The organism is Streptomyces sp. IMTB 2501 (assembly GCF_001953885.1).
In the GTDB taxonomy this organism is placed as follows: domain Bacteria; phylum Actinomycetota; class Actinomycetes; order Streptomycetales; family Streptomycetaceae; genus Streptomyces.
This window is the reverse complement of the sequence record NZ_MQUS01000001.1, coordinates 227,574-246,676: the sequence shown is the minus strand read 5'-3', so window position 1 is coordinate 246,676 and position 19,103 is coordinate 227,574. Positions and strand designations below refer to the sequence as shown.

Here is a 19,103-nt window from a genome sequence, read left to right as displayed (position 1 = left end):
TCTCGCCACACCGGCCGAAAGCCCACGCACGCCCAGCCCATCGGGCACGGCCTCCGGCCGGCACACCGACACCACGCACCGGACGCCGCTCCCCCACGCGCAAACGTTGCCTGTCGCGGCACTAGACGCCCGGGCGCGCTCCAGGACGAGCCGACTCGGGCCCCTGCACCGCCCGGACACCAGGGGCGCACACCAGTCGCTCGGCCAGGGCGCTGCGTCGGTACAGCACCCGGCGTCCGTCCCGGGTGCGGGTCACCAGGCCTGTGGCGGCCAGGACGCGCAGGTGCTGGGAGACGGCGCTCGGGGTCACGGCGAGTCGGCGGGCCAGTTCCACCGTGGGGAGCGGTTCCGCGAGCAGGCGCAGCAGGGTGGTCCGGGGAGCGCCCAGCAGGGCGGTGAGCGCGGAGGCGTCAGGGGCGGGTTCCGGTTCCCACAAGGTCGCCGTGCCCCGGCCCGGATAGGCGAGCATCGGCGGTGCCTCGGCGCTGATCGGGGGTGCCGGCTTGTGCGCGAACACCGAGGGGACCAGCCGCAGGCCCCGCCCGGCGCCGTCCACCGCGTGCCGGCCGATCATCTTCTCGACCGTCAGCACACCGTCCCGCCAGCCGAGGTTCGGATGCAGACCGGAGAAGAGCGAGCGCGCCCCGCCGGTGGCCAGCTGTCCCGCGCGGTGCGTGATGTCGGTCTCCAGGACGAGCCGGATCCGCGGCCAGTGCGGCAACAGGGCCGTCTGCCAGTAGCGGTGCAGCAACGCGCAGAGGGCGTCGAGGAGTTCGCGGACCGGGCCGTCACCGGGTGCGTCGGCCTGTCGTAGTGCGCCGGGGAGCGGGCGCGGGGCGTGCGCGGCGCGCAGGTCGCGTCGTACGACCTCCAGGGGCGTGCCCCGTACGACGGTCAGCTCCTCGTCGAACGTGGGCGCGTAGGCGATGGGCCGAGGGGTCAGGAAGTCGGGCAGGGCGAGGGCCGGGCCGACCAGGGCCGACAGCAGGGGCAGGTCGGCGGGGGCGAGGGCGGCGAGCACGGTGCCGCGCCAGCCGCGGTGCAGGGGGTGCAGGGCCGGGGCGCGCAGGACGCGGAGACTCTCCATCAGCTCGCCGAGCGGGGAGATGGCGAACCGGGTGTCGGCGAGGTCGTCGACTCCGAGCCGGAAGCTGATCATTTAGCCCCCGCCTGCATCCTTCGCCAACTGCCCGCGCACGGCGTGGACTTCGGCGCATGACGGATCACCACACCGGGCAGCGTACCGCGCCCGCGTCCGGACACTGCCGGCTCGTCGCGCTGCTGGCGCTGGCCTGCGGGGTCGCGGTCGGCAACGTGTACTTCCCGCAGGCCGTCGCCCCGCTCGTGGCGGCGGGCCTCGGCGTCTCCCCCGGCACGGCGGCCGGGGTGGTGACGGCGACCCAGTTCGGCTATGCGGTGGGCATCTTCCTGCTCGTCCCGCTCGGCGACCGGCTGCCGCCCCGCCCGCTGCTGGTCACCCTGCTCACCGTGACCGGCACCGGCCTGTGCGCCGCGGCCGCCGCACCCGCACTGCCGGCGCTGTTCGCGGCGAGCGTGCTGGTCGGCGTGGCCACGGTGGTCGCCCCGCTGGCCGGTCCGCTGGCCGCCGGGCTGGTCCCGGCCGAGCGGCGGGGTGTGGTCGGCGGCACGCTGCTGAGCGGCGCCCTCGCCGGAATGCTGCTCTCCCGCACGGCCGGCGGCGCCCTCGGCGACCGTATGGGCTGGCGGGCCCCCTACGTCCTGGCGGCGCTGCTGACCTTCCTGGTCGCACTGCTCCTGGCTCGCGCGCTCCCGCCCGGCGCCCCGCCGTCCCCGCGGCCTTACGGCCGTCTGCTGGCCGAGCCCGTCCGCCTCCTGTGCACCGAACCGGCCCTGCGCCGCTCCTCCTTCTACCAGGCGACCGTGTTCGCCGGCTTCTCCGCCGCCTGGACCGGGGTGGCGCTGCTGCTGACGGGACCGGTGTACGGGCTCGGCGCGGACGCGGTCGGACTGCTCGCGCTGGTCAACGCCGTGACCATGTTCGTGACGCCGGTCGCGGGGCGGCTGGTGGACCGACGGGGGCCGGACACGGTGAACCTGGTCTGCTTCCTCGTAGTCCTCTCGTCCGCGGCGTTCCTCGTCCTCGGCGGCCTGGGCGGCAACCCCGGTCTGCTGTCCCTGGCGACGGGCACACTGCTGCTGGACGTCGGCATGCAGTCCGGCATGGTCGCCAACCAGGTGCGTGTCTACGCCCTCGCCGCGGATGTCCGCAGCCGCCTCAACACCGCCTACATGACCTGCGCCTATCTGGGCGGCAGCCTCGGTTCCTGGCTCGCCGCCCGCACGTTCGGGTGGGGAGGCTGGTCCAGCGTGTGCGCTCTGGTCGCGCTGCTGACCGGGTTGGGCCTGGTACGGCACCTGGGAGCACGGTCCGGCCGCCGACCGGCGTCCCGGACGGCTCCCTTCTGACCTGCCACCCCGGGCGCCCTCCCTCCGAGTGGATCAGGAAGACAGAGACGGGGGCGTCGTGTTGCTGACCTGCTGGAAGATCATCGAGGTGCGGAAGCCAGTGATCTCGGCACGCTTGCTGAGCCGGTCGACGAGGAAGGCGTGCAGCCGGTCGAGATCCTGTACGGCGACATGGAGGAGGAAGTCGTCGCCGCCGGAGAGCACGAAGACATGGAGGACCTCCGGCAGCGAGCTGGCAAAGCCCTTGAACGTGTCGATCACGGTGCGGTTGAGCGGGCGCACCTGGACCGAGACCAGCGCCTGGACGCCACGGTTGAGGGCCGCGGGATCGATGTCGGCGTGATAGCCGCGGATCACTCCCCGCCGGGTGAGGGCCCGGACCCGTTCCAGACAGGTCGAGGGCGCCACACCGAGTTTGCGGGCGAGTTCGCGGTTCGACTGCCGCGCATCCGATTGCAGAAGCCGCACGATCTCCGAATCAAGTTCGTCCATGGACGCGAACGGTACCCGTCTTCCAACCATTCGTTCGGCACGGCATCCACAGGCGGTTCGTTTGCGCGATGGTTTCCACCGTGCCCCGTACGGATGGAAGGAGGTCGAGCCGGTGCTCGATCACGAAGAGGTTGTCATCCGAGTCGGTCGCCGATCCGGTCTGCCGGTGATCGTGGCCGTTCACTCCACCGCGCTCGGGCCCGCGGCAGGCGGACTCCGGATCTGGAACTACCCGCACTGGCGGGACGGACTCACCGACGCGCTGCGCCTGTCGGCGGGCATGACCCTGAAGATGGCCGTCGCCGGACTGTCCAGCGGCGGCGGGAAGACGGTCGTCGCACTGCCGGAAGGGACGAGTCTCGGCCCGGACCGGCGGCGGGCCGTGCTCCAGGACGTCGCCGACGTCATCGCCTCGCTGGACGGGAGGTACGCGACCGGGCCGGACGTCGGAACCGGGCCGGCCGACATGGCGGTCATCGGCGAGGCCATCCCGCATGTGTTCTGCCGGCCCGAGGAGTCGGGCGGGAGCGGCGACTCGTCCCCGCACACCGCGCTGGGTACGCTCGCCGCGCTGCGCGCCGTGAGCCGGCACCTCCATGGCACGCCCGCCCTGGACGGCCGCCGCCTCGCCGTGATCGGCCTGGGCCGGGTCGGCGAGCACCTCGCGCGGCTGCTGACCGCCGAGGGGGCCGAGCTGACGGTCACCGACATCGCACCCGGCAGGCGGGCCACGGCCGAGGCGCTCGGCGCGGTCTGGCGCGAACCTGAGGAGATCCTCACCGAGGACGTCGACGTCGTCGTACCGGCGGCGCTCGGGGCGCTGCTGACCCGGGAAGTCGTCCCGCGCCTGCGCTGCAAGGCCGTCGCGGGACCGGCGAACAACCAGCTCGCCACGCCGGACGTCGCCGACCTGATGCGGCGTCACGGCATCGTCTGGGTACCCGACTACGTCGCCGGGGCGGGCGGAGTCGTGAACGCCATCAGCACCGAACTCCACCACGCCGGACCCGGCGAAGCCCGCACACGGGTCCTCGCCATCGAACAGACTGTCGGGGAACTGCTCGACACCGCGGCACGCGAAGGTGTGACGCCCGCGCGGGCCGCCGCCGAGACGGCCCGGCGACGCCTGCACGCCGCGGACCGCCCGTCCACCCCTCAGCCCTAGGAGCCCGTGCAGACCATGACCACCGCCATCGACCACTACGCGCAGCTCCTCGCCGAGCACTACACCTGGATGCTCGGCGGCGACATCGCCGCTGTCGCCGAAGGCCAGGCGCGCCTCCTGAGCGAGCTGGGCGTCCGTCCCGGAACCGCCGGGACGCTCGCCGCCGACCTCGGCTGCGGGCCGGGACCGCAGAGCCTGGCCCTGGCCTCGCTCGGCTTCTCTCCCGTCCTCGCCGTCGACACCAGCGAACCGCTGCTCGCCGAACTCACCGAACTCGCGGCACACACCGGCCACTCCTCGGCCGTCCGGCCCCTCCACGGCGACATCCGTACGGCACTGGGAGAACACGCCCAGCCGTCAAGCCTGGCCGCGGTGGTGTGCATGGGCGACACGCTGATCCACCTGCCGAGCACGACGGACGTGACGGCGATGCTGGCCGACGCAGCCCGGTGCCTCGCCCCCGGCGGCCAACTGGTCCTCAGCCACCGGGATCTGACCCGCCCACGCACGGGCACCGACCGTTTCCTTCCGGTACGCGCCACCGACGACCGGATCATGACCTGCGTCCTGGAGTACGAGGACGACGAGACGGTCATGGTCCACGACCTGATCCACACCCGCACCGGCGCGACCTGGGAACTCCGCGTCAGCGCCTATCCGAAGCTCCGCATCAGCCCCGCGTGGCTCGTCGAGTGCTGCGGCGGCCTGGGGCTGGACGTCCGGCACAGCGCCGAGGGGCCGCGCGGCCTCCATGTCATCGTCGCGGTCAAGCGATGAGGCACCGCCGCTGAAGACATCCGGGCGAAACCCCTACGGCCGTACCCCCGCTGACGTTACCGTTCAGTAGACATCGTTCCCGGAGCCCCCGGAGGTGCTCGCCCATGCCCACCGACCCTTCCGCCGGTCTCGTGGAGACCCGGCGTGCGCTCGCCGCCGGGGAGGCGACCTCCCGTGCACTGGTGGAACGGGCGCTGGCCCGGATCGAGGCCACCCAGGGGACGTTGAACGCCTTCCGGATCGTGCGGGCCGAGGCCGCGCTCGCCGAAGCGGACGCCGCCGACCGGGAGTTGGCATCCGGTGAGCGGCGTCCGCTGCTCGGGGTGCCGGTGGCGGTGAAGGACGACACGGACGTGGCCGGGGAGCCGACCGCGTTCGGCTGCCCGGGCACGTTCCCGCCGGTCACCGAGGACGGGGAGGCGGTACGACGGCTGCGCGCGGCCGGGGCCGTGATCGTCGGCAAGACCAACACATGCGAGCTGGGGCAGTGGCCGTTCACCGAGGGCCCGGCGTTCGGGGACACCCGCAATCCGTGGCACACCGGGCACACACCCGGGGGTTCGTCCGGGGGTTCGGCCGCCGCCGTCGCCGCCGGGCTGGTCCCCGCCGCGCTCGGCTCCGACGGCGCCGGCTCGGTGCGCATACCGGCCTCGTGGACCGGTCTGATCGGCATCAAGCCGCAGCGCGGCCGTATCTCGACCTGGCCGCACGGAGAGTCCTTTCAGGGCATCACGGTCAACGGCACCCTCGCCTGGACGGTCGCCGACGCGGCCCTGCTGCTGGACGCGGCGAGCGGCAACCACCTCCGGGACCCGCACCGGCCGACCGCGCTGACGGTGGCGGACGCGGTCGGCCGCGACCCGGGCCGGCTGCGCATCGCCCTCTCCCTGAAGCCGCCGTTCACCGCCGTACCGGCCCGGCTGGACCCGGAGATCCGCACTCGGGTCGTCCAACTCGCCGACAGACTTGCCGCGTTGGGGCACGAGGTGGAGGAGGCCGATCCGCCGTACGGGCAGATCGGACTGACCTTCGTGCCGCGTGCCACCGCCGGGATCGCCGAGCGGGTCCGCGAGGCCCCCGATCCGGCGCTGCTCGATCCGCGCACCCGGGACGCGGCCCGGCTCGGCCGACTGCTCGGCGGGGCCCCGCTGCGGGCGGCCCGGCGCGCCGAGGCGGTGCTGCACCGGCGCATCGGCGGGTTCTTCGGGCGTTACGACGTGATCCTCGCGCCCACGACGGCCGCTCCCCCGCCCCGGATAGGGGCCCTGTACCGGCTGCGCGGGCTGGCCACGGACCGCGCGATGATCGCCGCGTGTCCGTACGCCTGGCCGTGGAACGTGCTGGGCTGGCCGGGGGTCAACGTGCCCGCCGGGTTCGTGCATGACGGCCTGCCGGTGGGTGCGCAGCTGCTCGGCCCCGCCGACAGCGAACCACTGCTGGTGTCCGTCGCCGCCCAGTTGGAGGCGGAGCTGCGCTGGCACGAACGGCGGCCGCCGGAGCCCACAGCGACAACACGGGCCGCCTGACGGCGTGCGCATGCCTTCCGTCTCCCCTCCCTGTACTGCCGAACTGCCCTTGCGGGCCCCTCCAGCCTTCGGAGGGCAGGCGCTCCTTGCCCCGCGGAACCCGCCCACTAGGGTGCCTGCGTGACCACGTTTACCGATGAGAACGTCCCCGGCCGGTACGGCCGCCACGCGACCACCGAGGCCGACCCGCGCGAGGTCGGCCGGGTGCGCACCGAGTACTCCCCGGCCCATGACGGCGACCCCGACCCCGGCGAGATCGTGTGGACCTGGGTGCCGTTCGAGGAGAACGACGGCCGGGGCAAGGACCGCCCGGTGCTGGTCGTCGCACGGGAGGCGGCCGGCACCCTCCTCGCCGTACAGCTGACCAGTAAGCGGCATGACGGCGACCGGGACTATGTGGCGATCGGCAGCGGGCCGTGGGACCGGTCGGACCGGGACTCGTGGGTGGACGTGGACCGGGTGCTGCGGCTGCACGAGGAGGGCATGCGCCGTGAGGCGTGCGCGCTGGACCGGATGCGGTTCAATCTGGTCCGGCAGCGACTGCACGAGCGCTACGGCTGGACCTGACCGGCGTACGGCGCGCCGGCCCGGGACTTACGGCGCCGGCGGCCCCGGTCTTACGGTGCACCGGCCCGGGCCTCAGGGAAAGGCCCGGGTGAACGCCTCCCGCACGACCGTGCCCGGTGTCCGGTCCAGCACCCCGAACACCACGTGCTCGAAGGTGCGGGCGAACCGGCCGCCGGGGCCGAGCAGCGCCCGGAACGCGCCCGCGACCTGCGCCGGGTCGTTCTGGAACACTCCGCAGCCCCAGGCGCCGAGCACCAGCCGGAGGTATCCGTGAGCGGCGGCCGTCTCCAGCACCCGCTCGGCCCGTGCCGCGAGGGCGCCGGGCAGTTCGGCGGCGCGGTCCGGTTCCGTTCGCCGTACGACGCCCGCGTTGGGGGCGGCCGCGGTCAGGAAGCCCGCGAGGTACGGCTCGGGCAGCAGCCGGCCCCGGTCGTCGCGGAAGACCGGGACGGCCGGTGAGTGGATCACCCGGTCCGTGTAGAACGGGTCGCGGTGGGCGCGGTGGTGGTCGTAGAAGGAGCGGGCCGTCAGCAGGCAGGTGTGCAGCGCGGAGGCACGGCACAGGGCCTCCTCCTGGGCCTGCGCGCCGTTGAGATAGCCGCCGCCCGGATTCCGGGCCGAGGCGAAGTTCAGGACCGCGACCGGAGCGGCGGCCAGCCGGCGGGCGGCCTCCAGGCTGCTTTCGCCGGTGACCTCGAAGAACGGCTCCACATCCCCGTCGGTGGGCACCGGCACCGGCTCGGGGCCGAACATCCGCGTACCGGCCCGGGCGGCCTCGGTCCGGGCCGCGAGGGACACCTCCCGGCCGTCCGGCGAGCGATAGCGACCCGCCGCCACGATCTGTTCCGTCTCCGCGGCGATCCCGCGCAGGCGCGCGCTCACGGCGCCACCCCCGTCGGCACCGTGTCCGCGGCCGGCGCGGTCTCCCCCGTCGTGCTCATGCACGCATCCTGGGTGATGCTGGTGATGCGGTGCAACGGAGTTTCGCACCCCCGGAACGGTCCGCAAACACGTAGGGAAACGGAGGTGACCGAACCAGAACGTCCCACGGGGCACCCTTGTGCGAATCGGCTCGAGGGTCTTGGGTGGAACCCGTGTGTGCCCGGCCCGACGATCACACCGGGTCGGTGGCATGGTGGAATCTCAGGAGGATCCCGACATGTCCGATTCGCAAAGTGACGGTGGCGACTGTACGGACCACCGCACCGCCGTCACCGAAGCCGAGGTGGAGGCCCTGGTCCGGGGCATCTGCTTCAAGACCGGGCCGCCCCGCGTGCTCGGTGTGGAACTGGAGTGGCTCATCCATGAGCTGCGGACGCCGCAGCTCCCCGTGACACCCGAACGACTCAAGACCGCCTACGCGGCACTGCGGGCCGTGCCCCTGCGGTCGCCGCTCACCGTAGAACCCGGCGGCCAGCTGGAGTTGAGCTCGCCCCCCGCCGCCTCCCTGATGGAGTGCGTAGGCACGGTCTCCGCCGATCTGGACACCGTCCGCGCCGTCCTCGCCGCGGAGGGCCTCGGTCTGGTCGGCATCGGCCACGACCCCTGGCACAGACCCCGCAGGTTCCTGCACGAGCCGCGCTACGACGCGATGGAGACGTGCCTGGACCGCGCCGGTCCGGCGGGCCGCCACATGATGTGCGCCTCCGCCTCCGTGCAGGTGTGCGTGGACGCGGGCCACGAGGAACCCGGTCCGCTCGGGCACGCTCGCCGCTGGTGGCTGGCGCATCAGCTCGGGGCGGTCCTGGTGGCCGCGTTCGCCAACTCCCCGTTGCTCGGCCACGAGCCCACGGGCTGGCAGTCCACCCGGCAGCTGATGTGGATGGAGATCGGCGCCGGCCGCGCGGGCGCTCCCCCGCTGGACGGCGAGCCGAGGGCCGCCTGGGCCCGGCATGTGCTGGACTCGCCGGTGATGTGTGTACGGCGGGACAGCGGGCCGTGGGACGTGCCGCAGGGGCTCACCTTCCGGGAGTGGACCCGTTCCCGGTCGCCCCGGCCGCCCACCCGGGCGGACCTGGACTATCACCTCACCACCCTGTTCCCGCCGGTCCGGCCGCGCGGTCATCTGGAGCTGCGCATGATCGACGCGCAGCCCGGCGACGACGGCTGGATCGTGCCGGTCGCGGTGACGGCGGCGCTGTTCGACGATCCGCAGGCCGCCGAGACGGCCTACCGGAGCGTGAAACCGCTCGCGGAGCGGGCCCTGAACCTGCCCGCCCCGCACAACCCCCTGTGGACCGACGCGGCCCGATCCGGGCTCGCCGACCCGGAGCTGCGCGAGGTCGCCGACGTGTGTTTCGCGGCGGCGCTGGAGGCCCTGCCCCGGCTCGGCGCCACCGACGAGGTGAGCGAGGCGGTGGCCGCGTACCGGGAACGCTATGTCGCCCGGGGCCGCTGCCCGGCCGACGACCTGCTGGACCGGCTGGACGGCGGCGAACCGCCGCAGTCCCGGCCCGGCCGTACCGGAGGCACCCCCACCGCCCGCGGGAGGAAGGACATCCGTACATGACCGCCCCCGAGACCGACACCGCGACGACCGGGACAACAGGGCCGACGCAGACGGCCGTCGAGGCGCTGCGCGAGCGCGCGCTCGCCTCGCTGACCACTGCCCGGGCCCGCACCACGCTGCTCACCAGCTGCGTCGAGGACCCGGACCTCACCGCCCAGCACTCGCCGCTGATGTCCCCGCTCGTATGGGACCTCGCGCACATCGGCAACCAGGAGGAGCTGTGGCTGCTCCGGGCGGTCGGCGGCCGGGACGCCATGCGGCCCGAGATCGACGGCCTGTACGACGCCTTCGAGCATCCGCGGGCCGAGCGGCCCTCGCTGCCACTGCTGCCGCCCGCCGAGGCCCGCCACTACGCGGCCGAGGTGCGCGGCCGGGTCATGGACCTGCTTGCGGGCGCGGACTTCCACGGCACCCGGCTGACCGAGGCCGGGTTCGCCTTCGGGATGATCGCCCAGCACGAACAGCAGCACGACGAGACCATGCTGATCACCCATCAGCTGAGAAAGGGCCCGCAGGCCCTGACCGCCCCGGACCCGGAGCCGGCCCCGCTGTTCACCGGCCCGGCCGAAGTCCTGGTCCCCGGCGGCCCGTTCACGATGGGCACCTCGGCCGAGCCCTGGGCGCTGGACAACGAACGCCCCGCGCACGTCCGGGAGGTGGCGCCGTTCTGGATCGACACGACTCCGGTGACGAACGCGGCGTACCAGGCGTTCATCGAGGACGGCGGCTACGACACCGAGCGCTGGTGGACGCCGGAGGGCTGGACGCACATCAAACGGCACTCGATCACGGCGCCGCAGTTCTGGCGCCGCGACGGCGACCGCTGGCTGCGGCGCCGCTTCGGGGTCACCGAGGCGGTGCCGCCCGACGAGCCGGTGCTGCACGTGTGCTGGTACGAGGCCGACGCCTACGCCCGCTGGGCCGGGCGCCGGCTGCCCACCGAGACGGAGTGGGAGAAGGCCGCCCGGCACGACCCGGCCACCGGCCGCTCGATGCGCTACCCGTGGGGCGACGCGGACCCGGCGCCGGAACACGCCAACCTGGGCCAGCGGCACCTCAGGCCCGCCCCCGCCGGCAGCTATCCCGCCGGTGAATCCCCGCTGGGCGTGCGGCAGTTGATCGGAGACGTATGGGAGTGGACGGCGAGCGACTTCCTGCCGTATCCGGGGTTCCGGGCCTTCCCGTACAAGGAGTACTCGGAGGTGTTCTTCGGCTCCGGCCACAAGGTGCTGCGGGGCGGTTCGTTCGCCGTGGATGCGGTGGCCTGCCGTGGCACGTTCCGCAACTGGGACTATCCGATCCGGCGGCAGATCTTCTCCGGGTTCCGCACCGCACGCTCGGAGGCCGTCTGATGTGCCGTCATCTCGCCTACCTGGGACCCGAGGAGCCGCTCGGCCGGCTTCTCGTCGAGCCCCCGCACAGTCTGGTGCGCCAGTCGTGGGAGCCGCAGCGGCAGCGCTCCGGGACGGTCAACGCCGATGGTTTCGGGGTCGGTTGGTACGCCCCCGACGACCCCGTCCCGGCGCGCTACCGGCGGGCCGGGCCGATCTGGGCCGACCTGTCCTTCGCCGACCTGACGCGGGTGGTGCGCTCCGCTGCGGTGCTCGCCGCCGTACGGGACGCGACGGCCGCGACGGCGGACGGCGAGGCGGCCGCGGCGCCCTTCGCGTCGGGGCGGTGGCTGTTCAGCCACAACGGCGCCATCGCGGGCTGGCCCGACTCGGCGGCCCCGCTGGTGTCCCGGCTGCCCCCGGTCGAGCTGCTGTCGCTGGAGGCCCGTACCGACTCGGCGTTCGTCTGGGCGCTGGTCCTGCACCGGCTGCGCTCCGGTGACGAACTGGACCAAGCCCTCGGCGAAACGGTTCGCCAGCTGGCCGGGGCGGCCCCGGCCTCCCGCCTCAACCTGCTGCTGACCGACGGCGCGAAGATCGCCGCCACCGCCTGGGGCGACAGCCTCTGGTACCGCACGGAGCCCGGCCGGAGCACGGTCGTGGCCTCCGAGCCGTACGACGACGATCCGCTCTGGCAGGAGGTCCCCGACCGCACCCTGGTCACCGCGAGCCGCGCCGGCGTGCTGCTCGCCCCACTGGAGGAACCGGCGTCCGCACCATCCAAGGAGCCCTGTACGTGAGCCCCCTTCTTGTCACCCGCACCCTCCCCGAGGACGCGACGGACGCCGCGCTGCGCGCCGACGTCCGGAACGGCCTCACCGTCCATCCCAAGTGGCTGCCGCCCAAGTGGTTCTACGACGCGCGCGGCAGCGAGTTGTTCGAGCAGATCACCGAGCTGCCCGAGTACTACCCCACCCGCGCCGAGCGGGAGATCCTGGCCACCCGGTCCGGCGAGATCGCCACGGCGAGCGGCGCCCGGACGCTGATCGAACTCGGCTCGGGCTCCTCCGAGAAGACCCGCTATCTCCTGGAGGCGCTCGCGCCCTCGGCGTACGTCCCGGTGGACGTCAGCGAGAGCGCCCTCACCCAGGCCGGGCAGGCCCTCGTCGAGGACCACCCGGACCTCGAAGTCCATGCGCTGATCGCGGATTTCACCGCCCCGCTCACCCTGCCCGCCACCCCCGGACCCCGGTTGCTGGCGTTCCTCGGTGGCACGATCGGCAACCTGCTGCCCGACGAGCGCGCGAAGTTCCTGTTCTCCGTGCGCTCGCTGCTCGCGCCGGGCGACGGGCTGCTGCTCGGCACGGACCTGGTCAAGGACGAGCAGGTGCTGGTCCGGGCGTACGACGACGCGGCCGGGGTGACGGCCGCGTTCAACAAGAACGTGCTGGCCGTCGTCGACCGCGAACTCGGCGCCGACTTCGACCCGGACGCCTTCGACCACGTGGCGCTGTGGGACACCGAGCGGGAGTGGATCGAGATGCGGCTGCGCTCGCGTGTCGCGCAGACCGTGAAGGTGCCCGCCCTGGACCTCGCCGTGGACTTCGCGGCGGGCGAGGAACTGCGCACCGAGGTGTCGGCCAAGTTCCGCAGGGACGGCGTGACCGCCGAACTGGCGGCCGCCGGGCTGGAGTTGACCCACTGGTTGACGGACGCACAGAGCCGCTTCGCGCTGTCGCTGAGCGTGGTGCGCTGAGTCAGACGTCCGGCGTGAGCTTCTCGGTGATCTCGGCGGAGGCCCGGCGGGCCTCCGTGGCCGGGTCCGCTCCGTTCAGCACCCGGGTCATGTACTCCTTGATCGGGTTGTCGGCCTCGACGTCGGCCCACTGAGGGGTGCTGGGGGTTGCCCGGCCGTGCGCCGCGCCCGCGGCCATGGCGGCAACCCCCTCCTCACCCGCGACCGCGCGCGCCAGCGTGGTCTTGTTGGGCACGTAGTTCATCGTGCGGGCGAGTTCGGTGTCCCACTTGGCGCCGGTGAGCGCCCCGACGACGGCGGTCGCGGCGAACTGGTCCCGGGTGCGGCCCGGGACGACGAGGTCGGAACCGCCGGTGAACACGGTGCCGGGCCGTACGGCGGTCTTCCCGGGCACCGGGAAGAAGCCCAGCTTGCCTTTCAGGTCCGGGTTCTGCCGCACGATCGCCTGGGCGAGTCCCGGTACGCCGACGATCTGTGCCACCTTGCCGCCGGCGAACACCCCGGCCTGGGGCGGGTGTTCCTCGTCGGCGCCCGCCGGGCCCCGGCCCTGCGCCTGCAGCCGCCGGTAGAAGTCCATGCCGCGCAGCGCGGCCGGGGTGTCGAGAGCGCCCTCCCACTTGTAGTCCTTCAGCCGGGCGAGGTCACCGCCCTCGTCCCAGATGAACCCGGAGAGGGTGTACCAGTCCTGTCCGGCGAGGTAAATACCCTGATTCCCACCGGAGTTGAGCCGTTCCGTGTCCGCGAGCCACTCCTCGCGGGTCTTCGGCGGGCGGGTGATGCCGGCTGCCCCGAACAGGTCCTTCCGGTAGATCACGACGCGGTTGGCCGCGTACCAGGGGATCCCGTACTGCGCGTTGCCGTCCTTTCCGGGCTCGGCGAGACCCGGCAGCCACTGGTCCTGACCCCAGTCGCGCATCGACTCCAGCGTGAGGTCGGCGAGCCGGCCGCCGTCGGCGTACAGCGGTACCTGGGTGTTGCCGACCTCGATGACGTCGGGTCCGTCGCCGGAGTCGTCGGTGAGGGCCCTGCGGACCTTGTCGACGATGCCGGTCCAGTCCTGGATACGGATGTCGAGGCGCAGGTCCTTGTGGGTGCGTTCGAAGTCCTCGGTGAAGCGCTGGAGAAAGTCCTTGGAAGCGCTGTCCTTCATCAGCCATACGGTGACGGTCTTGCGCTCGTGCTCGCCCGGGAGCATCCCGCAGGCGCTCACGAGGGAACCGGTGACACACACGAGGGCGAGCAGACGACGTCTCACGAAGGGTCCTGTTCTGTCTGGCGAAGGGTGCGGACAGGGGTGGGGGCCCGACGTGGGGGGACGAGCGGGACGCTCGTACGGGTGTGCTGGATTTTGGTATGGACCAATACGGAGGGTCAAGGGGCGAGCCGGACCGGGATGGGGCACGGTGGAGGGTGGCGTGACACGAGAGGAGCACCTCATGTCGAATCACACCTACCGGGTCACCGAGATCGTCGGCACCTCGCACGAGGGCATCGACCAGGCCATCCGCAACGGCATCGCGCGCGCCGACCAGACCCTGCGCAACCTCGACTGGTTCGAGATCACTCAGGTCCGGGGACAGATCGAGAACGGGCGGATCGAGCACTACCAGGTGGGACTGAAGGTGGGCTTCCGCATCGAGGACCAGACCTGAGGGCCGGCCCCCTGTCGCCTCAGGTGCGGCCCTCCCGCTCCTGGGCCTCCTGAAGCGCCTCCGACCGTACGGCCCAGCGGGCCCGTACGACGGTGAACCCGGCGCGCTCGGCGTCGTCACAGACCAGCTCGTCGTCGTCCACGAGGAAACGTATCTCGCCGTCCTGGGTGAGCCGGCGCAGGATCTCCAGCTTGGTGAACCGCGCGGGCCTGCGGTCGGCGTTGCCCCGCATGTGCACCCGGCCCTCGGGGAGCCCGTGGGCCGCGAGCCAGTCCAGGGTGTCGCGCCGGCACCGCTCGGGGCGGCCCGTGAGATAGACGACCTCGCACTCCCGGGCGCTCGCCACGGCCAGCTCGACCCCCTCGGCGAGCGGTGGGTCCGCGGGCGCGGCGGCGAAGAACCCGGCCCAGTTCCTCGGCCGGGCCTCCAGGAAGTGCTGCCGATGGCCGGTGTCGGCCAGGGTGTTGTCGAGGTCGAACACGGCGAGCGGCCGCTTGTCGCTGTCGGTCACGGGGTCACCTTAGACGGTGTCCCGCAGGTGCGTCCGAGTCGGTGTACTCATCTCGTGCGCCAACCGAGATGTCCTCTTATGATCCGGTCGTGGAAGACATACCCGATGAATTGATCAAGCTGGAGTGTTCCGCCGAACTGGAGCGGGCAAAGCTCGCGGGTCTGGCCGGCGACGAGTACGACGACCAGTGGCGCCGCTGGCGTGCAGCCATGGAGGCCGTCCAGGCGGCGATCATTGCGCACGCCGCAGCGACCGGGGCCGGCCCGGACGAGGTCGCGGAGGCGGTCAAGGCCGTGGTGCGGCACACGCAGGAGGATCCTGCCGTGGAGTAGCCGGACGTGCGCCTGTCCGCAACCCGGGTGAGGCTGGTGTCATGCCCGTACCCATGCTCGTCAAGGTGAGGGGTGGGTCATGGCCCAGCGTCGCGTGATCGTGTTCCCGCCGTCCGAACATGGTGGCCGGCGTGTCCAGGTCGACGGCGAGACCCTCGGCACGGCGTTCGGCCTGCACGATCTGGCCGCGTTCTTGCAGCGTGCCGGGCTGGAGGATGTGGACGAGCTGGATGTCGCCGAGTCGCCGGTGATCGAGTGGCACGGGGGTGGGCCGGAGGAGTGGCGGGGGACGTCATGGACACCGTGACGCGTGAGCGATCCTGGAGGACGAAGCGGAACACGCAGACGACACCCTCCTCCGCTGATCCGGCGGTTCCTACTTCTCCTTCCGTCCCACCCCCAGCGCCTTCCTCCTCTCCCGCTTCTTCCGCGTCGGGGGAGGGTTCTTCCACTTCTCCCGGCATGTCCTCGGTGGGCGGCGGATCCCGCGGGGCGGGACCATCCGAGCCGCCTCCCGACGCACGTGGGTGGTCGAGAATGAGAAGGCGGAGACACATCACAGCAGTTCCGTAGATGGTGGGCTTCCCGGCCGGCGGGTCCGTCACGTCGCCCCTGCGGCGGCGAGCACCTCGTCGGCCATCGGCTTGTCGAGGGCCGCGTGGACCAGACCGTCGGCCAGGCGGGTCATCTCACGGCCGGGGACGAGGCCGCCGAGTTTCCCGGGCGAGGCGGGAAGTCCGAGGCGCCGGGCGCCGTCCAGGGCCTTGCGGTCGATGTACGGCGCGAACTCCGGCCACACCCCTTGGACGTCGCGCAGGAAGATGTCGGCCCCCGTGGGCCCGATCCCGGGTATGTCCAGCAGGGCCTTCTTCGGATCGGGTTCCTCGCGCAGGCGGCGCAGATCGCCGTCGTATCTTTCGAGCAGCAGCTCGGCTCCCTTGCCTAGCAGGGTGGAGGTGCGCTCGTCGTAGCGGCGGTAGCCGCCCTTGCCGAGTGCGTCGACACGTTGCTGCCAGGAAGCCTCGGCCATCGCACGCGGGTCGCGCATTCCGGCGTCGAACAGGGCCCTGGCCGCCGCCACCGCGATGTCGGCCCTGATACGGGCGCTGAGCAGTGTCGCGAGGACGAGCGTCTGGTAGAGCGGCGCGGGCGTGTTGCGCAGCCGGATGCCGGCCTGCGCCGGATAGGTGCGCTGCTGTCGGTCGAGCAGGGCGCGGACGACGGCCTTGTCCGTCGCGCCGGCCGTCCTCCCGCCGGCTTTCCTGTCGGTCTTCGTGGTCATCGTGCGGTCACCGATTCATCGGTTTCATCGGTTCGCCGACTCGTAGGTCTCGCCGGAATCAGCGAGTACATCGGTACGCGCGCCAGTGCCTCATCCGCGTACCCGTCCGGGTCCGGTTGATACCGGGCTCTGCCGCACCGGAGACCACGGCGGCCGCCGAACACCTGGAGAGCCGCTCTGGGCGTTCGGGTCCTGCTCCATCGCGGTGATGCTCGAACGGCCGCGCCGTCTCCCCCGGCGTGCGCGGGGTGTGGGAGGCGCCGGGCACGGTACACGTTGCTGGTCCGTGACGGTTCGCGCCGGTGAGGAGGGGCGATGCGGCAGTCGTGGCGCGCGGCCTCGGGTGAGGTGCTGGTGTGGTGGGCGGTGCTGGTCGTCCTGGAGCTGATGTTCATCAGTTCGGTCTCGGTACTCGAACTCGCCGTGGCCGCCGCAGGGGCGGTGATCGCCGCGGTCGCCGCACGGGCCGTGCACACGGCGTCGGAAGCCGGGTTGGGCGGCACCGCCCGCTGGGGCGCGGCACTGCTCGCGTGGCCCGGCGCGGTATGCGCCGACATGGCGGGGCTCTGCCGGGTCACCGCGCTTGTCCTGCGCGGCCGCCCGGCCGGGGGAAGCCTGCTGACGCTGACGCTGAAGTCCGGTACGGGGGCCGCCTGGGCCTGCGGAGTGCTGTCGTCCACGCCCGGTGCCTACGTCGTCGACGTTCCCGGGGAGCGAGCGGTCGTCGCCCACTTTCTGACCGATGACCGCACCCGGCTGGAACTCCTGCTCACCAGTGGAGGGCGGCGGTGAACGCGTGGCTGGTGGCCGCCGCGGTCCTGTCGACCCTGGGGATGCCGCCGTGTCTGTGGGCGGTGGCCCGGGGCCCGGCACATGAGCGGCTCGCGGGGCTCAGTCTGGCGACCGCCTTCGCCACCGTGCTCTTCCTGCTGACGGCGCAGGGCGTCGGCCGCAGCTCCTACGCCGATCTCGCCCTCGTCCTCGCCGTGCTCGGGCCCGCCGGAACCCTGGTCTTCGCCCGCTTTCTCGGCGGACGGTCGATCGAAGCCGGCGACACGGGACGGGGCAGGGAGGGATGAGGTGACGGTTCGTCATGGATGTGCGGTCGCGCTGCTCGTCGTAGGGACCGGTGTGCTGCTGCTGTGCGCCGTCTGGCTGGTGGCGCTGCCGCGGCCGTACCAGCGGCTGCACGCCCTCTCCCCCGCCACCTCCGTCGGAGGGCCGCTCGTGGCGCTCGCCCTGGCCGTCGAGACCGGCCCCGGGCGTGCCGCGGTCAAGCTACTGCTCATCGGCGCCCTCATGGCCGCCGGCGGTGCGGTCACCACCATGGCCATCGGCAGGGCGACGGCCCGGCATGACCGCCTGGTGCGAAGGGGCTCCCCGCAGTGAACGCCGCCGGCCTCGACAACTATCTGATCGCCGTGGCGTTGGTGCTGGTCACGGTGACCGCGACGGTGGCCGCGCTCACCCGTGATCCGGTGCGCCAGGCCGTGGTGCTGGCTCTGCTCGGTCTGTGTCTCACCGTGCTGTTCACGTTCCTCCAGGCGCCCGACGTGGCGCTGTCCCAGCTGGCGGTGGGCACGGTGGTCACACCGTTGCTGATCCTGCTGACGGTACGGAAGGTGCGCCGCTCCTCGAAGGGGCGGCCCCGATGAGCCGTACCGCGCGCATCCGGGTCTTCTGGGCGGCGGCCGTCGTCTTCGCGGTGGCGTTCACGGCCGCCTGTACGGGGCTGCCGCGCTTCGGGACCGAGGTGCACCCCTACGCCACGCGCGCGGTGGCGACGTCCCTGCGTCAGCGCACCGCCAACGTGGTCTCGTCCGTCAACTTCGACCAGCGGGCCCTGGACACCCTCGGAGAGGAGTCGATCCTGTTCGCCTCCGTGCTGGGAGCCATCGTGCTGCTGCGCCATGCCCGTGACGAGCGCGTCGGCCGTCCCCGGGCGGGACGCGTGCTGCCGACCACCCGGCTGCTGGGCGTGGTGCTGCTGCCGGTCACCCTGCTCACCGGTGTCTACATCGTCGCGCACGGCCAGCTGTCGCCGGGCGGCGGCTTCCAGGGCGGTGTCATTCTCGCCACCGGTCTGCATCTGGCATACGTCGCCGCGGACTACCGCGTCCTGAAGCGGGTCCGGCCGCTCGCCCTGCTGGACGCGGCCGACGCCCTGGGCGCGGGCGCCTTCGTGGCCCTGGGGTTCGCCGGGCTGATCGCCGGTGGTGCCTATCTGCAGAACGTGCTGCCGCTCGGCACCTTCGGGCAGCTCTCCTCCGGCGGCCTGGTGCCGCTCCTCAATGCGGCGGTCGGCGTGGAGGTCGGCTCGGGCGTCATCGTCCTGCTGGCCTCCTTCCTCGACCAGGCGGTCGAGGTCAGATCGCCGCAGAACCCGGATACGGGAGGCGGCACATGACGGTCCTGCCCTTTCTCGCCGCCGGCTGGATCTTCCTCGCCGGGGTGTACGGGATGGTCACCAGCCGCAACGCCATCCACGCCATCGGCTGTCTGGCCGTGGCGCAGTCGTCGACGTACGTGCTGCTGCTCGCCGTCGGCTACCGGCGTGCCGCGACCGCGCCGTACTTCACCGACACTCCGCTGGGCACGCGCGTCGTCGATCCGGTCGTGCAGGCCCTCGCCCTCACCGATGTCGTGGTGGGCGCGACCGTCACGGCGCTGCTGCTGGGGCTGGCCATGCAGGTGCGCAAGCGGCACGGCACCGTCGACCCGGACGCCCTGACGGGGCTCAGGGGCTAGCGGGCGA

General features: G+C 72.6%; 24 protein-coding genes. 18 read left to right on the top strand and 6 right to left on the bottom strand.

From position 1 onward, the window contains the following. Window positions 1–121: 121 nt before the first annotated feature. Window positions 122–1,159, bottom strand: coding sequence for a helix-turn-helix domain-containing protein (locus AV521_RS01220; protein WP_076082327.1), 1,038 nt, complete (start codon window positions 1,157–1,159; stop codon window positions 122–124). Between the two features lie 56 nt (window positions 1,160–1,215). On the opposite strand from AV521_RS01220, the gene AV521_RS01215 reads away from it, so the two are divergent. Continuing rightward, window positions 1,216–2,448 (top strand): MFS transporter, encoded by a 1,233-nt coding sequence (locus AV521_RS01215; protein WP_076082325.1) that lies wholly within the window; start codon window positions 1,216–1,218, stop codon window positions 2,446–2,448. 33 nt (window positions 2,449–2,481) lie between these two features. On the opposite strand, the gene AV521_RS01210 is transcribed toward AV521_RS01215, so the two are convergent. Next, the gene (locus AV521_RS01210) at window positions 2,482–2,940 is read right to left on the bottom strand and encodes an Lrp/AsnC family transcriptional regulator (RefSeq protein WP_076082323.1); all 459 of its coding nucleotides are present in this window, start codon (window positions 2,938–2,940) and stop codon (window positions 2,482–2,484) included. 112 nt (window positions 2,941–3,052) lie between these two features. On the opposite strand from AV521_RS01210, the gene AV521_RS01205 reads away from it, so the two are divergent. The 4 genes from AV521_RS01205 (at window position 3,053) to AV521_RS01190 (ending at window position 6,975) form a co-directional block, all read left to right on the top strand. Further along, window positions 3,053–4,105, top strand: coding sequence for a Glu/Leu/Phe/Val dehydrogenase dimerization domain-containing protein (locus AV521_RS01205; RefSeq protein WP_076082321.1), 1,053 nt, complete (start codon window positions 3,053–3,055; stop codon window positions 4,103–4,105). A gap of 15 nt (window positions 4,106–4,120) precedes the next feature. Further along, window positions 4,121–4,882 carry a bifunctional 2-polyprenyl-6-hydroxyphenol methylase/3-demethylubiquinol 3-O-methyltransferase UbiG gene (locus tag AV521_RS01200; protein ID WP_076083385.1) on the top strand — a complete coding sequence of 254 codons (762 nt, stop codon included), beginning with the start codon at window positions 4,121–4,123 and terminating at the stop codon, window positions 4,880–4,882. Between the two features lie 104 nt (window positions 4,883–4,986). Then, entirely contained in the window at window positions 4,987–6,408 is a 1,422-nt protein-coding gene (locus AV521_RS01195) for an amidase (protein WP_076082319.1), read from the top strand. 120 nt (window positions 6,409–6,528) lie between these two features. Continuing rightward, window positions 6,529–6,975 (top strand): type II toxin-antitoxin system PemK/MazF family toxin, encoded by a 447-nt coding sequence (locus tag AV521_RS01190; protein ID WP_076082318.1) that lies wholly within the window; start codon window positions 6,529–6,531, stop codon window positions 6,973–6,975. Window positions 6,976–7,047: 72 nt separating this feature from the next. Here AV521_RS01190 and AV521_RS01185 read toward each other — a convergent pair whose 3' ends face one another. Further along, the gene (locus AV521_RS01185; protein ID WP_076083382.1) at window positions 7,048–7,857 is read right to left on the bottom strand and encodes a TIGR02452 family protein; all 810 of its coding nucleotides are present in this window, start codon (window positions 7,855–7,857) and stop codon (window positions 7,048–7,050) included. Between the two features lie 277 nt (window positions 7,858–8,134). Here AV521_RS01185 and egtA point away from each other — a divergent pair, with 277 nt between their 5' ends. The 4 genes from egtA to egtD are packed head-to-tail and all read left to right on the top strand — an operon-like array spanning window position 8,135 to window position 12,571. Then, on the top strand, window positions 8,135–9,484 hold the full coding sequence (egtA, locus tag AV521_RS01180) for an ergothioneine biosynthesis glutamate--cysteine ligase EgtA (RefSeq protein ID WP_076082316.1): 1,350 nt from the start codon (window positions 8,135–8,137) through the stop codon (window positions 9,482–9,484). Next, window positions 9,481–10,836, top strand: a complete 1,356-nt coding sequence (gene egtB, locus AV521_RS01175; RefSeq protein WP_076082314.1) for an ergothioneine biosynthesis protein EgtB — start codon at window positions 9,481–9,483, stop codon at window positions 10,834–10,836. Before egtA ends, egtB begins: the two co-directional genes overlap by 4 nt. Next, entirely contained in the window at window positions 10,836–11,615 is a 780-nt protein-coding gene (gene egtC, locus AV521_RS01170) for an ergothioneine biosynthesis protein EgtC (protein ID WP_076082312.1), read from the top strand. Before egtB ends, egtC begins: the two co-directional genes overlap by 1 nt. Beyond that, window positions 11,612–12,571 carry an L-histidine N(alpha)-methyltransferase gene (gene egtD, locus AV521_RS01165; RefSeq protein WP_076082310.1) on the top strand — a complete coding sequence of 320 codons (960 nt, stop codon included), beginning with the start codon at window positions 11,612–11,614 and terminating at the stop codon, window positions 12,569–12,571. The genes egtC and egtD overlap by 4 nt, the downstream gene beginning before the upstream one ends. Window position 12,572: 1 nt before the next feature. Here the strand turns inward: egtD and AV521_RS01160 are convergent, their stop codons facing one another. After that, entirely contained in the window at window positions 12,573–13,826 is a 1,254-nt protein-coding gene (locus AV521_RS01160; protein ID WP_076082309.1) for an extracellular solute-binding protein, read from the bottom strand. A gap of 181 nt (window positions 13,827–14,007) precedes the next feature. Between AV521_RS01160 and AV521_RS01155 the strand changes: the two genes are divergently transcribed. Further along, the gene (locus tag AV521_RS01155; protein WP_076082307.1) at window positions 14,008–14,223 is read left to right on the top strand and encodes a dodecin; all 216 of its coding nucleotides are present in this window, start codon (window positions 14,008–14,010) and stop codon (window positions 14,221–14,223) included. Between the two features lie 19 nt (window positions 14,224–14,242). Here the strand turns inward: AV521_RS01155 and AV521_RS01150 are convergent, their stop codons facing one another. Beyond that, entirely contained in the window at window positions 14,243–14,734 is a 492-nt protein-coding gene (locus tag AV521_RS01150) for a hypothetical protein (protein ID WP_076082305.1), read from the bottom strand. 89 nt (window positions 14,735–14,823) lie between these two features. On the opposite strand from AV521_RS01150, the gene AV521_RS01145 reads away from it, so the two are divergent. Together AV521_RS01145 and AV521_RS01140 are read left to right on the top strand one after the other, a co-directional pair. Beyond that, window positions 14,824–15,066, top strand: a complete 243-nt coding sequence (locus AV521_RS01145; RefSeq protein ID WP_256725379.1) for a hypothetical protein — start codon at window positions 14,824–14,826, stop codon at window positions 15,064–15,066. Between the two features lie 79 nt (window positions 15,067–15,145). After that, complete coding sequence (locus AV521_RS01140; RefSeq protein ID WP_076082301.1) at window positions 15,146–15,373, top strand: hypothetical protein; 228 nt, start codon at window positions 15,146–15,148, stop codon at window positions 15,371–15,373. Between the two features lie 294 nt (window positions 15,374–15,667). On the opposite strand, the gene AV521_RS01135 is transcribed toward AV521_RS01140, so the two are convergent. After that, a complete protein-coding gene (locus AV521_RS01135; protein WP_076082299.1) occupies window positions 15,668–16,348 on the bottom strand; it encodes an endonuclease in 681 nt (226 codons plus the stop codon). Window positions 16,349–16,663: 315 nt separating this feature from the next. On the opposite strand from AV521_RS01135, the gene AV521_RS01130 reads away from it, so the two are divergent. Genes AV521_RS01130 through AV521_RS01105 form a run of 6 tightly spaced genes read left to right on the top strand, consistent with a single transcriptional unit; the run spans window position 16,664 to window position 19,096 of the window. Next, window positions 16,664–17,140 (top strand): hypothetical protein, encoded by a 477-nt coding sequence (locus AV521_RS01130; protein ID WP_076082297.1) that lies wholly within the window; start codon window positions 16,664–16,666, stop codon window positions 17,138–17,140. Next, entirely contained in the window at window positions 17,137–17,427 is a 291-nt protein-coding gene (locus AV521_RS01125) for a monovalent cation/H+ antiporter complex subunit F (protein ID WP_076082295.1), read from the top strand. The genes AV521_RS01130 and AV521_RS01125 overlap by 4 nt, the downstream gene beginning before the upstream one ends. Before the next feature lies 1 nt (window position 17,428). Beyond that, window positions 17,429–17,737, top strand: a complete 309-nt coding sequence (locus tag AV521_RS01120) for a monovalent cation/H(+) antiporter subunit G (RefSeq protein ID WP_076082293.1) — start codon at window positions 17,429–17,431, stop codon at window positions 17,735–17,737. Continuing rightward, the gene (locus AV521_RS01115; RefSeq protein ID WP_076082291.1) at window positions 17,734–18,003 is read left to right on the top strand and encodes a DUF4040 domain-containing protein; all 270 of its coding nucleotides are present in this window, start codon (window positions 17,734–17,736) and stop codon (window positions 18,001–18,003) included. The genes AV521_RS01120 and AV521_RS01115 overlap by 4 nt, the downstream gene beginning before the upstream one ends. Beyond that, on the top strand, window positions 18,000–18,755 hold the full coding sequence (locus tag AV521_RS01110; protein ID WP_076082289.1) for an MnhB domain-containing protein: 756 nt from the start codon (window positions 18,000–18,002) through the stop codon (window positions 18,753–18,755). The genes AV521_RS01115 and AV521_RS01110 overlap by 4 nt, the downstream gene beginning before the upstream one ends. Next, a complete protein-coding gene (locus tag AV521_RS01105) occupies window positions 18,752–19,096 on the top strand; it encodes a sodium:proton antiporter (RefSeq protein WP_076082287.1) in 345 nt (114 codons plus the stop codon). Before AV521_RS01110 ends, AV521_RS01105 begins: the two co-directional genes overlap by 4 nt. The last annotated feature ends 7 nt before the right edge of the window (window positions 19,097–19,103 follow it).

What these genes read in the sequence shown, in the direction of transcription:
- AV521_RS01220 (WP_076082327.1), bottom strand. Translation starts at nt 1,159, where the DNA reads ATGATCAGCTTCCGGCTCGGAGTCGACGACCTCGCCGACACCCGGTTC.
- AV521_RS01215 (WP_076082325.1), top strand. Translation starts at nt 1,216, where the DNA reads ATGACGGATCACCACACCGGGCAGCGTACCGCGCCCGCGTCCGGACAC.
- AV521_RS01210 (WP_076082323.1), bottom strand. Translation starts at nt 2,940, where the DNA reads ATGGACGAACTTGATTCGGAGATCGTGCGGCTTCTGCAATCGGATGCG.
- AV521_RS01200 (WP_076083385.1), top strand. Translation starts at nt 4,121, where the DNA reads ATGACCACCGCCATCGACCACTACGCGCAGCTCCTCGCCGAGCACTAC.
- AV521_RS01195 (WP_076082319.1), top strand. Translation starts at nt 4,987, where the DNA reads ATGCCCACCGACCCTTCCGCCGGTCTCGTGGAGACCCGGCGTGCGCTC.
- egtA (WP_076082316.1), top strand. Translation starts at nt 8,135, where the DNA reads ATGTCCGATTCGCAAAGTGACGGTGGCGACTGTACGGACCACCGCACC.
- egtB (WP_076082314.1), top strand. Translation starts at nt 9,481, where the DNA reads ATGACCGCCCCCGAGACCGACACCGCGACGACCGGGACAACAGGGCCG.
- egtC (WP_076082312.1), top strand. Translation starts at nt 10,836, where the DNA reads ATGTGCCGTCATCTCGCCTACCTGGGACCCGAGGAGCCGCTCGGCCGG.
- AV521_RS01155 (WP_076082307.1), top strand. Translation starts at nt 14,008, where the DNA reads ATGTCGAATCACACCTACCGGGTCACCGAGATCGTCGGCACCTCGCAC.
- AV521_RS01140 (WP_076082301.1), top strand. Translation starts at nt 15,146, where the DNA reads ATGGCCCAGCGTCGCGTGATCGTGTTCCCGCCGTCCGAACATGGTGGC.
- AV521_RS01135 (WP_076082299.1), bottom strand. Translation starts at nt 16,348, where the DNA reads ATGACCACGAAGACCGACAGGAAAGCCGGCGGGAGGACGGCCGGCGCG.
- AV521_RS01130 (WP_076082297.1), top strand. Translation starts at nt 16,664, where the DNA reads ATGCGGCAGTCGTGGCGCGCGGCCTCGGGTGAGGTGCTGGTGTGGTGG.
- AV521_RS01110 (WP_076082289.1), top strand. Translation starts at nt 18,000, where the DNA reads ATGAGCCGTACCGCGCGCATCCGGGTCTTCTGGGCGGCGGCCGTCGTC.
- AV521_RS01105 (WP_076082287.1), top strand. Translation starts at nt 18,752, where the DNA reads ATGACGGTCCTGCCCTTTCTCGCCGCCGGCTGGATCTTCCTCGCCGGG.